The 15638-nt window shown below is 66.4% G+C and carries 14 protein-coding genes; 11 read left to right on the top strand and 3 right to left on the bottom strand.

Annotated elements, in window-relative coordinates; all coding sequences use genetic code 11:
- Nucleotides 1-47 precede the first annotated feature (47 nt).
- Complete coding sequence (locus Q0672_RS04540) at nucleotides 48-1388, bottom strand: hypothetical protein (protein WP_298620226.1); 1341 nt, start codon at nucleotides 1386-1388, stop codon at nucleotides 48-50.
- Nucleotides 1389-1504: 116 nt separating this feature from the next.
- Nucleotides 1505-3592, bottom strand: coding sequence for a polyphosphate kinase 1 (ppk1, locus tag Q0672_RS04535; protein ID WP_298620224.1), 2088 nt, complete (start codon nucleotides 3590-3592; stop codon nucleotides 1505-1507).
- A 169-nt stretch (nucleotides 3593-3761) separates the two neighbouring features.
- On the opposite strand from ppk1, the gene ppx reads away from it, so the two are divergent.
- The 7 genes from ppx to Q0672_RS04500 are packed head-to-tail and all read left to right on the top strand — an operon-like array spanning nucleotide 3762 to nucleotide 10466.
- Nucleotides 3762-5273 carry an exopolyphosphatase gene (gene ppx / locus Q0672_RS04530; protein ID WP_298620222.1) on the top strand — a complete coding sequence of 504 codons (1512 nt, stop codon included), beginning with the start codon at nucleotides 3762-3764 and terminating at the stop codon, nucleotides 5271-5273.
- A gap of 11 nt (nucleotides 5274-5284) precedes the next feature.
- A complete protein-coding gene (locus Q0672_RS04525) occupies nucleotides 5285-6406 on the top strand; it encodes an ABC transporter permease (RefSeq protein ID WP_298620219.1) in 1122 nt (373 codons plus the stop codon).
- The gene (locus tag Q0672_RS04520) at nucleotides 6403-7188 is read left to right on the top strand and encodes an ABC transporter ATP-binding protein (protein ID WP_298620216.1); all 786 of its coding nucleotides are present in this window, start codon (nucleotides 6403-6405) and stop codon (nucleotides 7186-7188) included. The genes Q0672_RS04525 and Q0672_RS04520 overlap by 4 nt, the downstream gene beginning before the upstream one ends.
- A complete protein-coding gene (locus Q0672_RS04515) occupies nucleotides 7188-8138 on the top strand; it encodes an MlaD family protein (RefSeq protein ID WP_298620214.1) in 951 nt (316 codons plus the stop codon). Before Q0672_RS04520 ends, Q0672_RS04515 begins: the two co-directional genes overlap by 1 nt.
- 26 nt (nucleotides 8139-8164) lie before the next feature.
- On the top strand, nucleotides 8165-8791 hold the full coding sequence (locus Q0672_RS04510) for an ABC-type transport auxiliary lipoprotein family protein (protein ID WP_298620211.1): 627 nt from the start codon (nucleotides 8165-8167) through the stop codon (nucleotides 8789-8791).
- A gap of 55 nt (nucleotides 8792-8846) precedes the next feature.
- Entirely contained in the window at nucleotides 8847-9647 is an 801-nt protein-coding gene (locus tag Q0672_RS04505; RefSeq protein WP_298620209.1) for an enoyl-CoA hydratase, read from the top strand.
- Nucleotides 9648-9662: 15 nt separating this feature from the next.
- Complete coding sequence (locus tag Q0672_RS04500) at nucleotides 9663-10466, top strand: TatD family hydrolase (RefSeq protein ID WP_298620206.1); 804 nt, start codon at nucleotides 9663-9665, stop codon at nucleotides 10464-10466.
- Here Q0672_RS04500 and Q0672_RS04495 read toward each other — a convergent pair.
- Nucleotides 10429-11016 (bottom strand): TetR/AcrR family transcriptional regulator, encoded by a 588-nt coding sequence (locus tag Q0672_RS04495; RefSeq protein WP_298620203.1) that lies wholly within the window; start codon nucleotides 11014-11016, stop codon nucleotides 10429-10431. The genes Q0672_RS04500 and Q0672_RS04495 overlap by 38 nt on opposite strands.
- Before the next feature lie 227 nt (nucleotides 11017-11243).
- On the opposite strand from Q0672_RS04495, the gene Q0672_RS04490 reads away from it, so the two are divergent.
- The 4 genes from Q0672_RS04490 to Q0672_RS04475 are packed head-to-tail and all read left to right on the top strand — an operon-like array spanning nucleotide 11244 to nucleotide 15471.
- Nucleotides 11244-11993 (top strand): electron transfer flavoprotein subunit beta/FixA family protein, encoded by a 750-nt coding sequence (locus tag Q0672_RS04490; protein WP_153159496.1) that lies wholly within the window; start codon nucleotides 11244-11246, stop codon nucleotides 11991-11993.
- The gene (locus Q0672_RS04485; RefSeq protein ID WP_298620199.1) at nucleotides 11993-12934 is read left to right on the top strand and encodes an FAD-binding protein; all 942 of its coding nucleotides are present in this window, start codon (nucleotides 11993-11995) and stop codon (nucleotides 12932-12934) included. Before Q0672_RS04490 ends, Q0672_RS04485 begins: the two co-directional genes overlap by 1 nt.
- A gap of 24 nt (nucleotides 12935-12958) precedes the next feature.
- Complete coding sequence (locus Q0672_RS04480; protein ID WP_298620197.1) at nucleotides 12959-13621, top strand: energy-coupling factor ABC transporter permease; 663 nt, start codon at nucleotides 12959-12961, stop codon at nucleotides 13619-13621.
- Nucleotides 13622-13674: 53 nt separating this feature from the next.
- Nucleotides 13675-15471 carry an acyl-CoA dehydrogenase gene (locus Q0672_RS04475; protein WP_298620194.1) on the top strand — a complete coding sequence of 599 codons (1797 nt, stop codon included), beginning with the start codon at nucleotides 13675-13677 and terminating at the stop codon, nucleotides 15469-15471.
- The last annotated feature ends 167 nt before the right edge of the window (nucleotides 15472-15638 follow it).

The raw sequence follows: 15638 nt of genomic DNA, 5'->3' as shown, positions 1-15638 counted from the left end.
CGCTCCACTTTTTTACCGGTGATGAATCGGTGTTGCGTCGGTAGTGCTCAGTACGAGTAGATGCTGGTGCCGCTCGCGCCGACGGCGGTGTAAGTGGCGTTGGCACGGGTGATGCCGTACATCGTGGCGCCCGGCGTCGGCTTGGTGGTGGGGGCAACCCAGGTGTTGAGGGCGGTGGCGATGTAGATCGCGTTGCTGGCGCCCACCGCGGCGAAGCGGCCGTCGGAAGAGGCGGCCACGGCGTAGAGGGGTGCGCTGCCCACGTCGGCCTGTTGGGTGAAGGTGCTGCCGTCGCTGCTGGTGATGATGGCGCCACCAGTAGCGCCGGTGCCTACCGCGGCGAAGTAATAGGTGGTGACGTTGTCGGTGGTGACGGCGACGGTATCGACGCTGCGCAGAGCGGTGCAGCCAGCACCGCTGAGGGTGACGGCCTGGGTCGTCCAGGTGCTGCCGTCGGTGCTGGTGAGCATGGTGCAGTTGGCGCCGACGGCGATCCACTGGCCCTTGACGGAGTAGGTGACGCCGTAGAGGTTGGGGGTGCTGGCCGGCACCGAGGCGGCGGGGGTCCAGCTCTGGCCGTCGGTGGAGTAGACGATGCGGCCGTTGTCGCCCACGGCCACCACGGTGGCGCCGTTGCTGGCGAGCGCGTTGAGGTTGGCGGTGCCCGCGTCGCTGATGGTGCCGGCGGTCCAGGTGCCCGGCGTGGTCGAGTACCAGGTCTTGCCGCCGGAGCCGACGGAGACGAACTTGCTCAGGGTGTAGACCACGCCATTGAGCTGGCCGCCGAGGGTGGTCTTGGCAGTCCAGACGAGGGCGCTGGTGCTGGTGTAGGCCGGGGCGGAATACACCGCGCCGCCGTCGCCAACGGCGACGTAATTGGAGGTGGAGTCGCTGCTGTCGGTGCCGAGGGCCACGCTGCGCATGGTCGGGCTACCGCTGAAGGTGCCGCCGGCCAGCCAGGCATCGCCGGAGGCGCGGGGGACGGCCGACAGCGTGGCAGTGAGCGGGCCGCCCTTGCTACCGTTGTCGCGGCCGTTCATCGCGAAGTAATAGGTGGTGCCGTTGGTCAGGCTGGTGACGACCATGGGCGGGCGGATGCCCTTGTCGTTGTTGTAGCCGACCTTGGACTGTGCGCTGGTGAGCTTGCTCCACTGCTCGACGGTCGAGAAGCTGACGCTCGGGGCGTAGTAGAGCCAGTATTGGTAGGCCGTGTTGTCGTCCCAGGTGACGGTCGCCTGACCATCGCCCGCCACGACGGCGAAATTGGATGGTGCCGGGGTGGAGCTGCTGCTGTCGCCACCACCGCCACCGCAGGCGGACAGCATGAGGGCGGCGAGGGCGCCGGCGATCAGGGTGGCAGGGGCGATGCGGAGGCGGGACACAGACATGGGTTTGGCCATCGATGAACGAATCGAGCCGGAATTCTACATCACCATCGCCGTCCGGCTTCCCTCCCGTGCGCCGGGCGGGGCGAAACGGTAGCCGTGCGGGCGATGGTCGATGTTCAGGCGGGCGTCACCCCGGTGAGCTCCTTGAGCAGGATTTCCTGTGCCGCGCGGCGGGTGGTGCGGGGATTCTTGCGGCGATAGTGGTTGTCACCGTCGAGTTCCCACGCCTGGCAGTTGTCGCCCAGGTAGGGACGCAGGCCTTCCTTCATTACACGCCGTTTCACTTTCGGGTCGAGGATCGGGAAGGCGACCTCGATGCGCTTGAAGAAGTTGCGCTCCATCCAGTCGGCGCTGGACAGGTAGAGCTTCTCGGCGCCGTCGGCGAGGAAGTAGAAGATGCGGTGGTGCTCCAGGAAGCGGCCGACCACCGAGCGCACCTTGATGTTCTCGGACAGCCCCGGCACGCCGGGCTTGAGGGCGCACACGCTGCGGGCGATCACGCTGACCTCGACGCCGGCCTGGGAGGCTTCGTACAGGGCTTCGATGGTTTCGGGTTCGAGCAGGGCGTTGACCTTGACGATGATCCGCCCCTTGCGGCCGGCGCGGGCGATCTCGGCTTCCTCGCGGATCGCCGCGACCACATTGGGCTGCAGGGTGAAGGGTGCCTGCCACAGGTGACGCAGCTTGCCCGCCTGGCCCAGCCCGGTGAGCTGCTTGAAGACCTCGGCCACGTCGGCGCCGATCTCGTCGTTGGCGGTGAGGAGGCCGAAGTCGGTGTAGAAGCGCGTGGTGCGCGGGTGATAGTTGCCGGTGCCCAGGTGGGCGTAGCGGCGCAGGTTGCCGTTCTCGCGGCGGACCACCAGCAGCAGCTTGGCGTGGGTCTTGTAGCCGAACACGCCATACACCACGTGGGCGCCGACTTCCTCGAGGCGGGCGGCCCAGCTGATGTTGGCTTCCTCGTCGAAGCGCGCCATCAGCTCGAGCACCACGGTGACTTCCTTGCCCTTCTGGGCGGCGCGGATGAGGTGTTCCATCAGCACCGAATCGGTGCCGGTGCGATAGACGGTCATCTTCACCGACACCACCGCCGGATCGTCGGCGACGGCCTTCAGCATCTCGATCACCGGCTCGAAGCTCTGGAAGGGGTGGTGCAGCAGGATGTCGTGGCGGCGGATGGCGGCGAAGATGTTCTCGCGCTTGTCCAGCCCCCGCGGCCGGGCCGGCAGGAAGGGGCGGTACTTGAGATCGGGCCGGTCCACCCAGTCGGGCACTTGATTGAGGCGTACCGGATTGACCATGCCGGGCACCCGATACACGTCGGAGGGGTCGAGCCCGAACTGCTTCATCAGGAAGGTGGCCATGGCCTCGGAGCAGTTGTCGGCCAGTTCGAGCCGCACTGCGTCGCCAAAGTGGCGCTGCTGGAGTTCGCCCTTGAGGGTGGCGCGCAGATCCTTCACTTCCTCTTCGTCGACGAACATGTCGGAGTTGCGGGTGACCCGGAACTGGTAGCAGCCGAGCACGTTCATCCCCTCGAACAGCTCGCCCACATGAGCGTGGAGCAGCGACGACAGGAAGACGAAGCCGTAATCGACGCCGGTCAGCTCCTTGGGCAGGTGGATGACCCGGGGCAGGGCGCGGGGCGCCTGGACGATGGCGGCACCCGAGTTGCGCCCGAAGGCGTCGCGGCCTTCGAGTTCGACCGCGAAGTTGAGGCTCTTGTTGAGCACCCGCGGGAAGGGATGAGCCGGATCGAGCCCGATGGGCGTGAGGATGGGCATCACCTCGCGCATGAAGTATTCGCGGGCCCACAGGTGCTGGGCGTCGGTCCATACGCTGCGGCGCAGGAAGACGATGCCTTCGGCGGCCAGCGCCGGCAGGATCACGTCGTTGAGCAGGGTGTATTGCTCGCTGATGAGGCCATGGACTTCCTGGCTGATGCGCGCGTGGAGGACGGCGGGGGTGAGCCCGTCGGTGGTGAGCGCCACGCTGCCCAGCCGCAGTTGTTCCTTCACACCGGCGACACGCACCTCGAAGAATTCGTCCAGGTTGCTCGACACGATGCACAGGAAGCGCAGCCGCTCCAGCAGCGGCACCGACGGATCGGCCGCCTGGGCGAGGACGCGACGCTGGAACTGGAGCAGGGACAACTCGCGGTTGGTGAAGTGGTCGTGGCGGAAATGGCGGTCGGGGGCGTTTAGACGCATGGGCTCTCCTGTCGAATCGTCCGATTGAATGCCAAGTATGTGACGATTTTGTTACCGCATCATGAAGCTTCGCAATGCCCGACATTGTGTCGACGGCGCGCGGAAGCGCAGCGCGCGGGTGCTAGAATCCCCGGCTTCCGCGCCACGGGGCGCAGCTCGTGCCTGCTTCATGAATCGTGAATTGATCGCCGCCATCGATCTGGGTTCCAACAGCTTCCGCCTGCAGATCGGGCGGATCGTGAATGACCAGATCTATCCCCTCGATGGCATCAAGGAGTCGGTGCGCCTCGCCGCCGGCCTCTCGCCCGACCGCATGCTCGATGCCGCCGCGCAGTTTCGTGGCATCAGCGCGCTGCGCTGTTTCAACGAGCGCATCCGCGATTACCCGCCCGAGGCCGTCCGTGCCGTGGGCACCAACACCCTGCGCGTCGCCAAGAACGCGTCGCACTTCCTCGTCCAGGCCGAGGCTGCGCTGGGTTTTCCCATCGAAGTCATCGCCGGCCGTGAAGAGGCGCGGCTGATCTACGTCGGCGTCGCCCACACCCTGCCGAATCCCCACAAGCAGCAGCTGGTGGTGGACATCGGCGGCGGCTCGACCGAGTTCGTGATCGGCAAGAGCTTCGAGCCCATCGCGCTGGAATCCCTTTACATGGGCTGCGTGAGCTACTCGCTGCGCTTCTTCCCGGATGGCCGCATCGACAAGCGCGGTCTGCGCGATGCCGAACTCACCGCGCAAAAGGAAATCCAGACCATCTCCCACGCCTACCGCGAAGTGGGCTGGGAGGAGGCGGTGGGGTCGAGCGGTTCGGCCAAGGCGCTGGTGGATATCCTCGAACTCAACGGCTTTTCGGATGGTGGCATCACCCGCGCCGGGCTCGAACGCCTGCGCACGGCGATGCTGAAGGCCGGCAGCATCGACAACCTGCAACTGGAGGGCCTGCGCCCCGATCGCCTGCCGGTGCTCACCGGCGGGTTTGCGATCATGTGGGCGGTGTTCCAGGAGTTCGGCCTCGAGCGCATGGCCTTCTCGGAAGGCGCGCTGCGCCTGGGCGTGCTTTACGATCTGCTCGGCCGCTACCACCACCATGATCTGCGCGACGCCACCGTGTCGGCCTTCGTCGAGCGTTACGGCGTCGATCTGCCCCACGCGCGGCAGGTCACCGAAACCGCCCGGGCCTTCCTGCTGCAGCTCGAACCCGGCGCGGCGGATGAAGAAAACGTGGATCGGCGCTTCCTCGAATGGGCCGCGATGCTCCACGAGGTCGGCGTCTCGGTGGCCCATTCCAGCTACCACAAGCACAGCGCCTACATCCTCGGCAACGCCGACATGCCGGGATTCTCGCGGATGGATCAGGGCCGGCTGGCGCGCATGGTGCTTGCCCACCGGGGCAAGCTGTCGCGGGTCAGTTCGCTTGGCCCCGAGAGCCCGGAATGGCGGCTGATCCTGTGCCTGCGCCTGTCGGCGGTGGTGCATCGGGCCCGCGACGGGCGTGGCGTGCCGCCTCTGCGGCTGAAGCGCGACGGCCGTGGCTACGTGCTGATCGCCGACAGCGAATGGCTGCGCAACCTGCCGCTCACCGCCGCCGTGCTCGACGAGGAAGAACGCCAGTGGCAGGCCATCGGCTTGCCCCTCAAGGTGCGCGTGGAGCGTGCCCCGGCCCGCAACCTGGCGGGCGCCTGACCGCCCGGCCGATGGCCCCCGACGCCCGACCGCAACCGGCGATCCGCAGCGATGGCGCGGCGGTCGCGCTGTCGGGCGACTGGACCTTGCGCCTGCTCTCGCCGCTGCTGGCGGATTTCCGCAGGCAGCTTGACGAAACCCCCGATTCCGCCGGTTGGGATCTCACCGGCGTGACCCGCCTCGACAGCTTTGGCGCACTGCTCCTGTGGCGGCGTTGGGGGCGTCGGCGTCCTGCGCAGCTGGTGTTGCCAGCCGAGCTCGAAGGCATCTTCGGGCGCATCGACGCGCTGGGCGAGGTCAGCGTGCCGGTCGAGCCGCCTTACCGTTTTCTCGACGCCACCGCCCACCTGGGCCGGATGCTCATCGGCTTCGGCCACCATCTGCTCAACTTCGTGGCGCTGGTCGGCCAGCTGTGCCTCGACCTGTTCTACCTGCTGCGTTGCCACGGGCATTGGCCGCTGCGGGAGATGTCGGCCAACTTCTACAAGGTGGGCGTCAAGGCCATGCCGGTGACGGCCCTGGTGGGCTTTCTCATCGGCGTGGTGATGTCCTACCTCTCGGCGCTACAACTGCGGGCTTTTGGCGCGGACGTGTTCATCGTCAACATCCTGGGCCTCGGCATCATCCGCGAGCTCGGGCCGGTGCTGGTGTCGGTGCTGGTGGCGGGGCGTTCGGGCTCCGCGATGACCGCCCAGTTGGGCGTGATGCGGGTCACCGAAGAAGTGGACGCCCTCACCACGATGGGCATCTCGCGTTATGTGCGGCTGGTGCTGCCCAAAGTGGTGGCGCTCGCGCTGGCGATGCCGCTGCTTACCCTGTGGGGCTCGGCGGTGGCGATCTTTGGCGGCATGGTGTCGGCCAACCTGCAGCTGGACATGAGCTACGAATTCTTCCTCAACACGCTGCCCCGGGCGGTGCCGATGGCCAATCTGGTGATCGGGCTAGGTAAGGGCGTGGTGTTCGGCCTGCTCATTGCGCTGGTCGCCTGCCATTTCGGGCTGCGGGTCAAGCCCAACACCGAGAGCCTGTCGGCCAACACCACGGCATCGGTGGTCACGTCGATCACCGTGGTGATTCTGGTGGATGCGATCTTCGCCGTCGCCACCCGCAACATCGGGCTGCCGTTCCGATGAGCGGCGCGGCCACGTTTCCCGTCGAGCTGAAGGGGCTGTCCACCCGCTTCGGCGACACCTGGGTGCATCGTCACATCGACCTGGCCGTGCCGGCGGGCGAGGTGGTGGCCCTGGTGGGCGGCTCGGGCAGCGGCAAGACGACCCTGCTGCGCCAGATGGTCGGGCTGCTGCAGCCGGCCGAGGGCGAGGTGCGGCTGTTCGGCGAACCGCTGTCTGCCGGCAGCCGCGACGCCCAGCTCGCCCGTCGCCGGCGCTTCGGGATGCTGTTCCAGCAAGGGGCGCTGTTCTCGGCCCTCAACGTGTTTGCCAACGTGGCCTTCCCGCTGCGCGAGGCGGGTATCGATGATGATGAATTGGTCAACCATCTTGTCCTTTTGAAGCTGGCGATGGTCGAACTCGGCCCCGAGGTGGCGCTGCGCATGCCGGCCGAGCTTTCCGGCGGAATGGTCAAGCGCGTCGCCCTGGCCCGGGCGCTGGCGCTGGAGCCGGAACTGCTGCTCCTCGACGAGCCGACCGCCGGCCTCGACCCGGACCGCAGCGCCGGTTTTGTGCGTCTGATCCGCGCGCTGCACCGGGCGCTGGGCCTCACCGTGGTGCTCGTCACCCACGATCTGGACACCCTGGCCGCGCTGGCGACCCGCGTGGCCGTGCTATCCGATGGGCGTATACTCGCCAACGGCCCCCTCGACGAGATCATGACGGTGCAGGATCCATTCATCGAACGCTTTTTCCACAGTCAGCGCAGCCAGGCCGCGCTCGCCCGCGGACGGGCCGAAGCCTGATGGAAAGCCGTTCCCACGCCATCGCGGCCGGGCTGTTCGCGATCATCCTGAGCTGCGCGCTGGTGGGCGCCCTGTGGTGGTTCTCGGACCGCCGCGACGCCACCCGCGACGTGCTGCTGGTGAGCTCCGGCAGCGTCAACGGGCTCAATGTGCAGGCCACCGTGCGCTACCGGGGCATCGTTGCCGGCAAGGTGGCGGCCATCAACCTCGATCCGGCCGACCCGCGCAACGTATTGGTCACCGCCCGCATCCGCACCGATCTGCCGATCACTCGTGCTACCCGGGCGCGCCTCGCCAATCAGGGTGTTACCGGGCTGGCCTTCATCGCGCTGGATGACGCGGGCGACGACCCCGTGCCGCTGCTGGGGGAGGGCGGTGGGCCGCCGCGCCTCAAGCTTGCCCCTGGGCTGGTGGATGAGGTGGCCGATGCGTCGCTGCAGACCCTGCGCCAGGTCCGCGAGCTCACCCAGCGTCTGTCGGCCCTGGCCGCGCCCGAGAACCTCGCCCGCATCGAGCGCACCCTGGCCCATCTGGAATCCTCCAGCCAGGGGCTCGACCGCACCCTGAAGGAAGTCCCGCAGACCCTCGCCGCCGTGCGCCAGGTGGTCAGCAAGGAAAACCTCGGCCGCATCGGGCGGTCGCTGGACAACCTCGAACGCCTCAGCGCCGACGCCGTGCCGCTGGCCCGTGATGGCCGCAATCTGGTCGCCCGACTGCAGACGGTGAGCGACCGTATCGACGGGCTGGTTGGCACCACCGGCGAGGGGCTTGCCACCAGCACGCTGCCGCGCCTGAACGTGCTGCTGCAGGAACTCACCACCACCTCGCGGCAGCTCTCCGATCTGCTCGACGAGATCGACGAGACCCCGCAGCTGCTCCTCCTCGGCCGCCGCCGTCCGCCTCCCGGGCCGGGCGAGGCCGGGTTCGGCAATGCGGCTGGCAGCCACTGAGCCCCCAATTCAACCGGAACCGGCCCATGCAGCTCCTGCCTCTCATCCGCCTGTCCCTCGCCGCCGCAGCGTTGCTGCTTGCTGCCTGCAACAGTGTGCCCAAGGCGGCCCCGGGTTATGCGGTGCACGATTTCGGCCCCCTCGACGGCCCGCCGCCGCGAATGCTGGCTTTTCCGATCCGCAGCACCGAGGTCGTCCCAGCGCCGTGGCTTGCCTCGACGGCGATGCATTACCGGCTCCTGTATGCCCAGCCGACACGCCGCCAGGTGTTCGTCGAGAACCGCTGGGCCGCCCACCCGGGGCAACTGCTCGAGCTCGCCCTCAAGCGCAGCATGAAGGGCGACCTGCCGCCTGCGGGCGCGATCGGCTGCAGGCTGCGGGTCGATCTGGATGAGTTCGCCCAGGTCTTCGAATCCGCGGGTGTGAGCCGTGGCGTGATCGAACTGCGCGCCGCACTGCTGGCGCCCCGTAGCGACCAGTCGATCGCAGCGCGCAGCTTCAGCGCCAGCGTGCCGGCGCCGTCGGCCAACGCCGTTGGCGGCGTGCTCGCCCTGCGCGACGGCGTTGCCCGGGTTAACCATGAACTGCTGGATTGGCTCGAATCCCTCGACACCGATCCGGCCCACCGCGTGCGCGCCCGCTGCGGCGCGTGACGCAGCCACGACCGGCCGACACGTGCCGGCGCTTTCATAACCAGGAGGAGAACTCATGAACGCAGTCGTCCAGCCCAACACCGAACCCATGCTGCTGCGCCAGGACGCCGATGGCGTCGCCACCATCACGCTCAACCGCCCGGGCCAGTTCAACGCGCTGTCCCAGCCCATGCTCGAAGCCCTGCTGGCCGAGCTCGAGGCCGTGGCCGCCGATAAATCCGTGCGCGTGGTGGTGCTGGCAGGTGCCGGCAAGGCTTTCTGTGCCGGCCATGATCTGAAGGAAATGCGCGGCAACTACACCAAGGCTTTCCAGCAGGCGCTGTTCCGCCTGTGCGGCAAGGTGATGATGCAGATCGTGAACATGCCCCAGCCGGTCATCGCGCGCATCCACGGCATCGCCACCGCGGCGGGCTGCCAGCTGGTGTCCATGTGCGACCTGGCGGTGGCGTCGGATGTCGCGCGCTTTGCCGTGTCGGGCATCAACGTGGGCCTTTTCTGCGCCACCCCCAGCGTCGGGCTGTCCCGCAACATGGGCCGCAAGCAGGCTTTCGAGATGCTTGTCACCGGCGATTTCATCGACGCGGCCGAGGCCAAGCAGCGCGGCTTGGTCAATCGTGTGGTGCCGCTGGATGCGCTGGACGACGAAGTGGCCAAACTTGCCGCGTCGATCTGCGCCAAGTCGCCGGCGGCGATCTCCATGGGTAAGCAGATGTTCTACTCGCAGCTCGAGATGGGCCTCGACGCTGCCTACCAGCAGGCCGCCGAAGTCATGGCCTGCAACATGATGTGCGAGGACGCCGCCGAAGGCATCGACGCCTTCATGGCCAAGCGCAAGCCGGTCTGGACCGGCAAGTAAGCTGGAGCCTTCCGGGTGCTGATCGATACCCACTGCCATCTGGATGCCGCCGAGTTCGACGCCGACCGGCCTGGCATCCTGGCGGCAGCCCGTGCCGCGGGCGTCGGCGGTTTTCTGGTGCCGGCGGTCGGCGCGACGGATTTCGATGCCGTGGCGGCCCTGTCACGGGCCAACCCGGACTGCCGCCACGCCTTCGGCATCCACCCGATGTACGTCGGCCAGGCCGGGCCGGACGATCTTGATCGCCTGCGCGAAAGGCTCGCCGAAGGCTCGGCGGTGGCGGTGGGAGAGATCGGGCTCGACGGTTTCGTGCCGGACGGCGACCTGCCGCTGCAGATGCGCTATTTCGAGGCGCAGCTTAGGCTCGCCCGGGATTTCGATCTGCCGGTGGTGCTTCACATCCGCCGCGCCCAGGACGAGATCCTCAAGTTTCTGCGACGGATTCCGGTGCCGGGCGGCATCGCCCACGCGTTCAACGGCAGCCGTCAGCAGGCCGACGCCTTCATCAAGCTGGGCTTTCGGCTGGGGTTTGGCGGCGCGATGACTTACCCCGGGTCAAGGCGCATCCGCGAGCTGGCGGCGACACTGCCGCTCGAATCCATCGTGCTGGAAACCGACGCGCCGGACATCCCGCCAGCGTGGTGTGGAGGCGGGCGCAACGATCCGGCCAACCTGGCAAGGTTCGCCATGGTGCTGGCGGAGTTGAGGGGAATGTCGGTGGAAGAGGTGATCGCCGCGACCGGCGCCAATGCGGTGGCGGCGATTCCGGGGCTTGCAACCCTCAGGCCGGCGGGGCAGGCGTCCTGCTGCGGGCGATGATGTGGCGGATCTCCGTCTTCATCTCCTCGACATTGCCGTCGAAGTTGCCGCAATTCATCATCGACACCCCGAACACGTAGGCGTACAGCAACACGCTGCGGGTCGAGGCTTCGTTTTTCGGCAGACCGCAGGCGATGAACAGATCCCGGGCGCAGTTGAGGCGGGCGGTGTCCACTGACTCGACGATCTTCTGGGCGGCCGGATCACGACGGGCCCAGTCGCGCATCGCCAGCTCGATGAGGATGCCCTTGTTGTTGCGGCTGGCGCTGTAAACGTCGATGACGTGGTAGAGCTGGGCTTCTTCGCGACCGGGTTCGGGGCGCGTCTGCTTGACGATGTCGCGGATGCGGCCTTCCTTCCAGGTCTCGAGCACGGCGTCGAGGAGATCCTGCCGATCCTTGAAATGCCAGTAGAAACTGCCCTTGGTGACGTGCAGGCGTTTGGCCAGGATTTCCACACGGATGCTTCCCGCGCCCTCGTCGGCAAGGGTGTCGAGGGCGGCGTGAATCCAGGTGGCGCGGTCGAGTTGGGCGCGGGGAGGCTTATCCATACGCAGTAGTATTGACGCTTATTGCTCCATACGCTACCGTACGGAAAGTGACAAGGCAAGGCTTGCTGTGAGAAGCTAGCCTGCTTGACGCCGTGACGGTGCGCGCAAATGCGCTGCAGTGTCGGCAAGGCGAAAAAAGAGGCTGTCGGCCCGTGGCGGGATGGAACTCCCGGCGCGCTGGCATGCCGAAAATGGTGGAGAACGTCTCATATGGAAGGAGCGCAGCATTGAAGATTCTGGTTCCCGTTAAACGCGTGGTCGACTACAACGTCAAGGTGCGCGTGAAGAGCGACGGTTCCGGCGTGGATATCGCCAACGTCAAGATGTCCATGAACCCCTTCGACGAGATCGCTGTTGAAGAAGCCGTGCGCCTGAAGGAAGCCGGTGTCGCGACCGAAGTCGTCGCGGTGTCGTGCGGCGTGGGCGCCTGCCAGGAAACCCTGCGTACCGCGATGGCCATCGGTGCCGACCGGGGCATCCTCGTCGAAACCGACGTGGAACTCCAGCCCCTCGCTGTGGCCAAGCTGCTCAAGGCCCTGTGCGACAAGGAACAACCCCAGGTGGTGATCTGCGGCAAGCAGGCCATCGACGACGACGCCAACCAGACCGGTCAGATGCTCTCTGCGCTGATGGGCTGGCCCCAGGCCACCTTCGCCTCCAAAGTGGCGGTGAGCAGCGGCAAGGCAACCGTCACCCGTGAAATCGACGGCGGCCTCGAGACCCTCGAGATCGCCCTGCCGGCAGTGGTGACTACCGACCTGCGCCTGAACGAGCCGCGTTACGCGACGCTGCCGAACATCATGAAGGCCAAGAAGAAGCCGCTGGAAACCGTCAAGCCGGCCGATCTGGGCGTTGATGTGACGCCGCGTCTCACGACCCTCAAGGTCGTCGAGCCGGCCAAGCGCAGCGCTGGCGTGATGGTGGCTGACGTGGCTCAGCTGGTCGAAAAACTCAAGAACGAAGCGAAGGTGCTGTGATGACGGTTCTGGTTGTTGCCGAACACGATAACGCGTCCCTGAAGGCCGCGACGCTCAACACGATTGCCGCCGCTGCCAAGCTGGGTGGTGATCTGGCTGTGCTGGTTGCCGGTTCCGGCGCCGGTGCTGCCGCCGAAGCCGCTGCCAAGGTGGCCGGCGTCGCCAAGGTGCTGGTGGCCGATTCGGCCGCCTTCGCCGACCAGTCCGCCGAGAACCTCGCCGCCCAGATCGTCGCCGTCGTCAATGCGGCCGGTGGCGCGATCAGCCACGTGCTGGCCCCGGCCACCACCTTCGGCAAGAACGTGCTGCCCCGCGTCGCCGCGCTGCTGGATGTGGCGCAGATCTCCGACATCGTCGGCATCGAATCCGCCGACACCTTCGTGCGTCCGATCTACGCCGGCAACGCGCTGGCCACGGTCAAGTCGGCCGACGCGGTCAAGATCATCACCGTGCGTACCACCGCCTTCGAAGCGGCGGGTGAGGGTGGTTCCGGCGCTGTCGAACAAGTTGCCGCGGTGGCGGATGCCGGCCTCAGCAAGCTGGTCGGTCGCGAGCTCACCAAGTCTGCCCGTCCTGAGCTTGGCGCTGCCAAGATCATCGTCTCCGGCGGTCGCGGCATGGGCAGCAGCGAGAACTACCACAAGGTGCTCGAGCCCCTCGCGGACAAGCTGGGTGCCGCCCTTGGTGCCAGCCGTGCGGCCGTCGATGCGGGCTACGTCCCGAACGACTACCAGGTTGGTCAGACCGGCAAGATCGTCGCGCCGCAGCTGTACGTGGCGGTCGGCATTTCCGGTGCCATCCAGCATCTGGCCGGCATGAAGGATTCCAAGGTGATCGTGGCGATCAACAAGGATCCGGAAGCGCCGATCTTCCAGGTGGCCGACTACGGTCTGGTTGCCGACTTGTTCGAAGCGGTTCCGCAGCTGGTCTCCGCAGTCTGACGAGCCCCCGTCGGGATCGCTTGAATGAACTTCGCGCCCGACCTCTTCTCGACAGCATGGCACGTGGGTGCCATCTGCTGCGGGGCGGGGGTCGGAGCGTGGATTTATCGGACGGCCCCGTGGCGGCGCCTGCTCGATGGGCATCAGCTCAACGCGCTGCTGGGGGCCGCCGTGATTCTTACCCTGCTGTGGAGCATGAACGCCGGCGTCAAGCCCGGGCTCAATCTCCATCTGCTCGGGGCCATGGCCAGCACGCTGATCTTCGGGCCACAGCTGGCCCTGGTGGTGGTGGCGCTGGCCCTGCTGGGGATCACCATCAATGGCAGCGCCGAATGGGCGGCCTATCCGCTCAACCTGCTGGTGATGGGTATCGTGCCAGTGCTGGCGGGGCGGTTTTATTTCCGCCTCGTGGAGCGCTGGCTGCCCAAGCATTTCTTTGTCTATATCTTCATCAATGCCTTCATCGGCGCTGCGGCGGTGGTTCTCGTCCAGGGCGCCGTGGCATCGGTGATGCTCTTTGCTGCCGGCGCTTACCCGGCGGATCTGCTGTTGTCCGAGTATCTGCCCTTCTTTTTGCTGCTTGGCTTCGCCGAGGCCTGGCTGTCGGGCATGGCGCTCACATTGCTGGTGGTTTACCGCCCGGAATGGGTCGCGAGTTTTGATGACCGCAGTTATTTGAATCAGTAAGCCGGCCCCGCCAGGTCGTAAATCCAAAACAACTAGAGTGGAGAAAAAATACGATGAGCAGTTACAACGCCCCTATCCGTGACATGCAGTTCGTGATGCGCGAACTGGCTGATCTCGAAGCCGTCGCCGCCCTGCCTGGCTGTGAGGATGCCTCCCCCGACGTGGTGGACGCGATCCTCGAAGAGGCCGGCAAGTTCGCCAACGGCGTGCTGGCTCCCCTCAACCGTGCCGGTGACACCATCGGCGCCAAGTGGGACAACGGTGTCGTGACGACCGTGCCCGGCTGGAAGGACGCCTACACGCAGTTCGCCGAAGCCGGCTGGACCGCGTTGGCCTGCGAACCTGAATTCGGCGGCCAGGGCCTGCCGAAGCTGGTCTCCACCGCGGTGATGGAAATGTGGAAGTCGGCCAACATGGCCTTCTCCCTGTGCCCGATGCTGACCACCGGCGCGATCGAAGCGATCTCCCTGTGCGGCACCGATGCCCAGAAAGCCGACTACCTGCCCAAGATGGTGAGCGGCGAATGGACCGGCACCATGAACCTCACCGAGCCCCAGGCCGGTTCCGACCTCGCTGCCGTGCGCAGCCGCGCCGTGCCGCAGGGTGATGGCACCTACAAGATCTTCGGCCAGAAGATCTTCATCACCTACGGCGAGCACGACATGACCGACAACATCATTCATTTGGTGTTGGCCCGTCTGCCGGATGCGCCGGAGGGCGTGAAGGGCATCTCGCTGTTCGTGGTGCCCAAGTTCCTGCTCAACGCCGACGGCACCCCGGGCGAGCGCAACGATGTGCATTGCGTGTCCATCGAACACAAGCTCGGCATCCACGGCAGCCCGACGGCGGTGCTGGCCTTCGGCGATAACGGCGGCGCCATCGGCACGCTGGTCGGCGAAGCCAACCGGGGTCTCGAGTACATGTTCGTGATGATGAACGAAGCCCGCTTTGCAGTCGGCATGGAAGGCCTGGCCCTCTCCGAGCGCGCCTACCAGCAGGCGCTGGCCTACGCCAAGGATCGTGTCCAGGGCACCGAAGCCGGCGTTCGTGGCGGCCCGAAGGTCAGCATCCTGCATCACGCCGACGTCCGTCGTCTGCTGATGAACATGAAGTCCACCACCGAAGCCATGCGCTCGCTGGCCTACGTGGTCGGCGCCGCCACCGACATGGCCCACTACCATGCCGACGAAGCCGTGCGTGCCCGCAGCCAGGCTTTTGTTGATCTGATGATCCCGGTGGTCAAGGGCTGGTGCACCGAAAACGCCAACCTCATCACCTCCGATGGTGTGCAGGTGCACGGTGGTATGGGCTTCATCGAGGAAACTGGCGCCGCTCAGCACTACCGTGACGCCCGCATCACCGCGATCTACGAAGGCACCACCGCCATCCAGGCCAATGACCTGATCGGCCGCAAGATCGCCCGCGAAGGCGGCCTGACCGCCAAGGCGCTGGTTGCCGAGATGCGCAAGGTCGAGGCTCAGCTGGCCGAAGCGGCTGGCGATGAGTTCGTGGCAATCCGCAAGTCCCTGTCGGCCGGCGTGACGGCAGTTGAGGAGGCGGTGGAGTACATCGTCGCCACCTATGGCAAGGACATCAAGGCGGCCTCCGTCGGTTCCGTGCCCTTCCTGAAGCTCCTCGGCATCGTTGCCGGTGGCTGGCAGATGGCCCGTGCCGCGCTGGTTTCCGCCCGTCGCCTGGCCGAAGGCAGCGGTGATGCGTCGTTCTACAAGACCAAGATCACCACGGCGCGCTTCTACGCCGACCATGTGCTGTCGCAGGCTCCGGGCCTGGCCTATACGGTGGTCAACGGCGCTGCTGGTGCGCTGGATCTGGCGGAAGATCAGTTCTGATGCTGGGCTGATCGTCGGTTTTTGATCGCCAGACAAATGCCGTTCAGCGTAGGCTGAACGGCATTTTTATTTCGTCGGAGCGATTTCAAAGACTAGATTTGATCGAAGTTCTGTAAGCGTCCGGCCACCCCATCTCCCCCGGGCAGCCCAAATAGCGTATTCGTGTC

This window comes from uncultured Zoogloea sp. (assembly GCF_937894855.1).
Classification (GTDB): domain Bacteria; phylum Pseudomonadota; class Gammaproteobacteria; order Burkholderiales; family Rhodocyclaceae; genus Zoogloea; species Zoogloea oryzae.
This window is presented reverse-complemented; position numbering and strand designations above follow the sequence as displayed.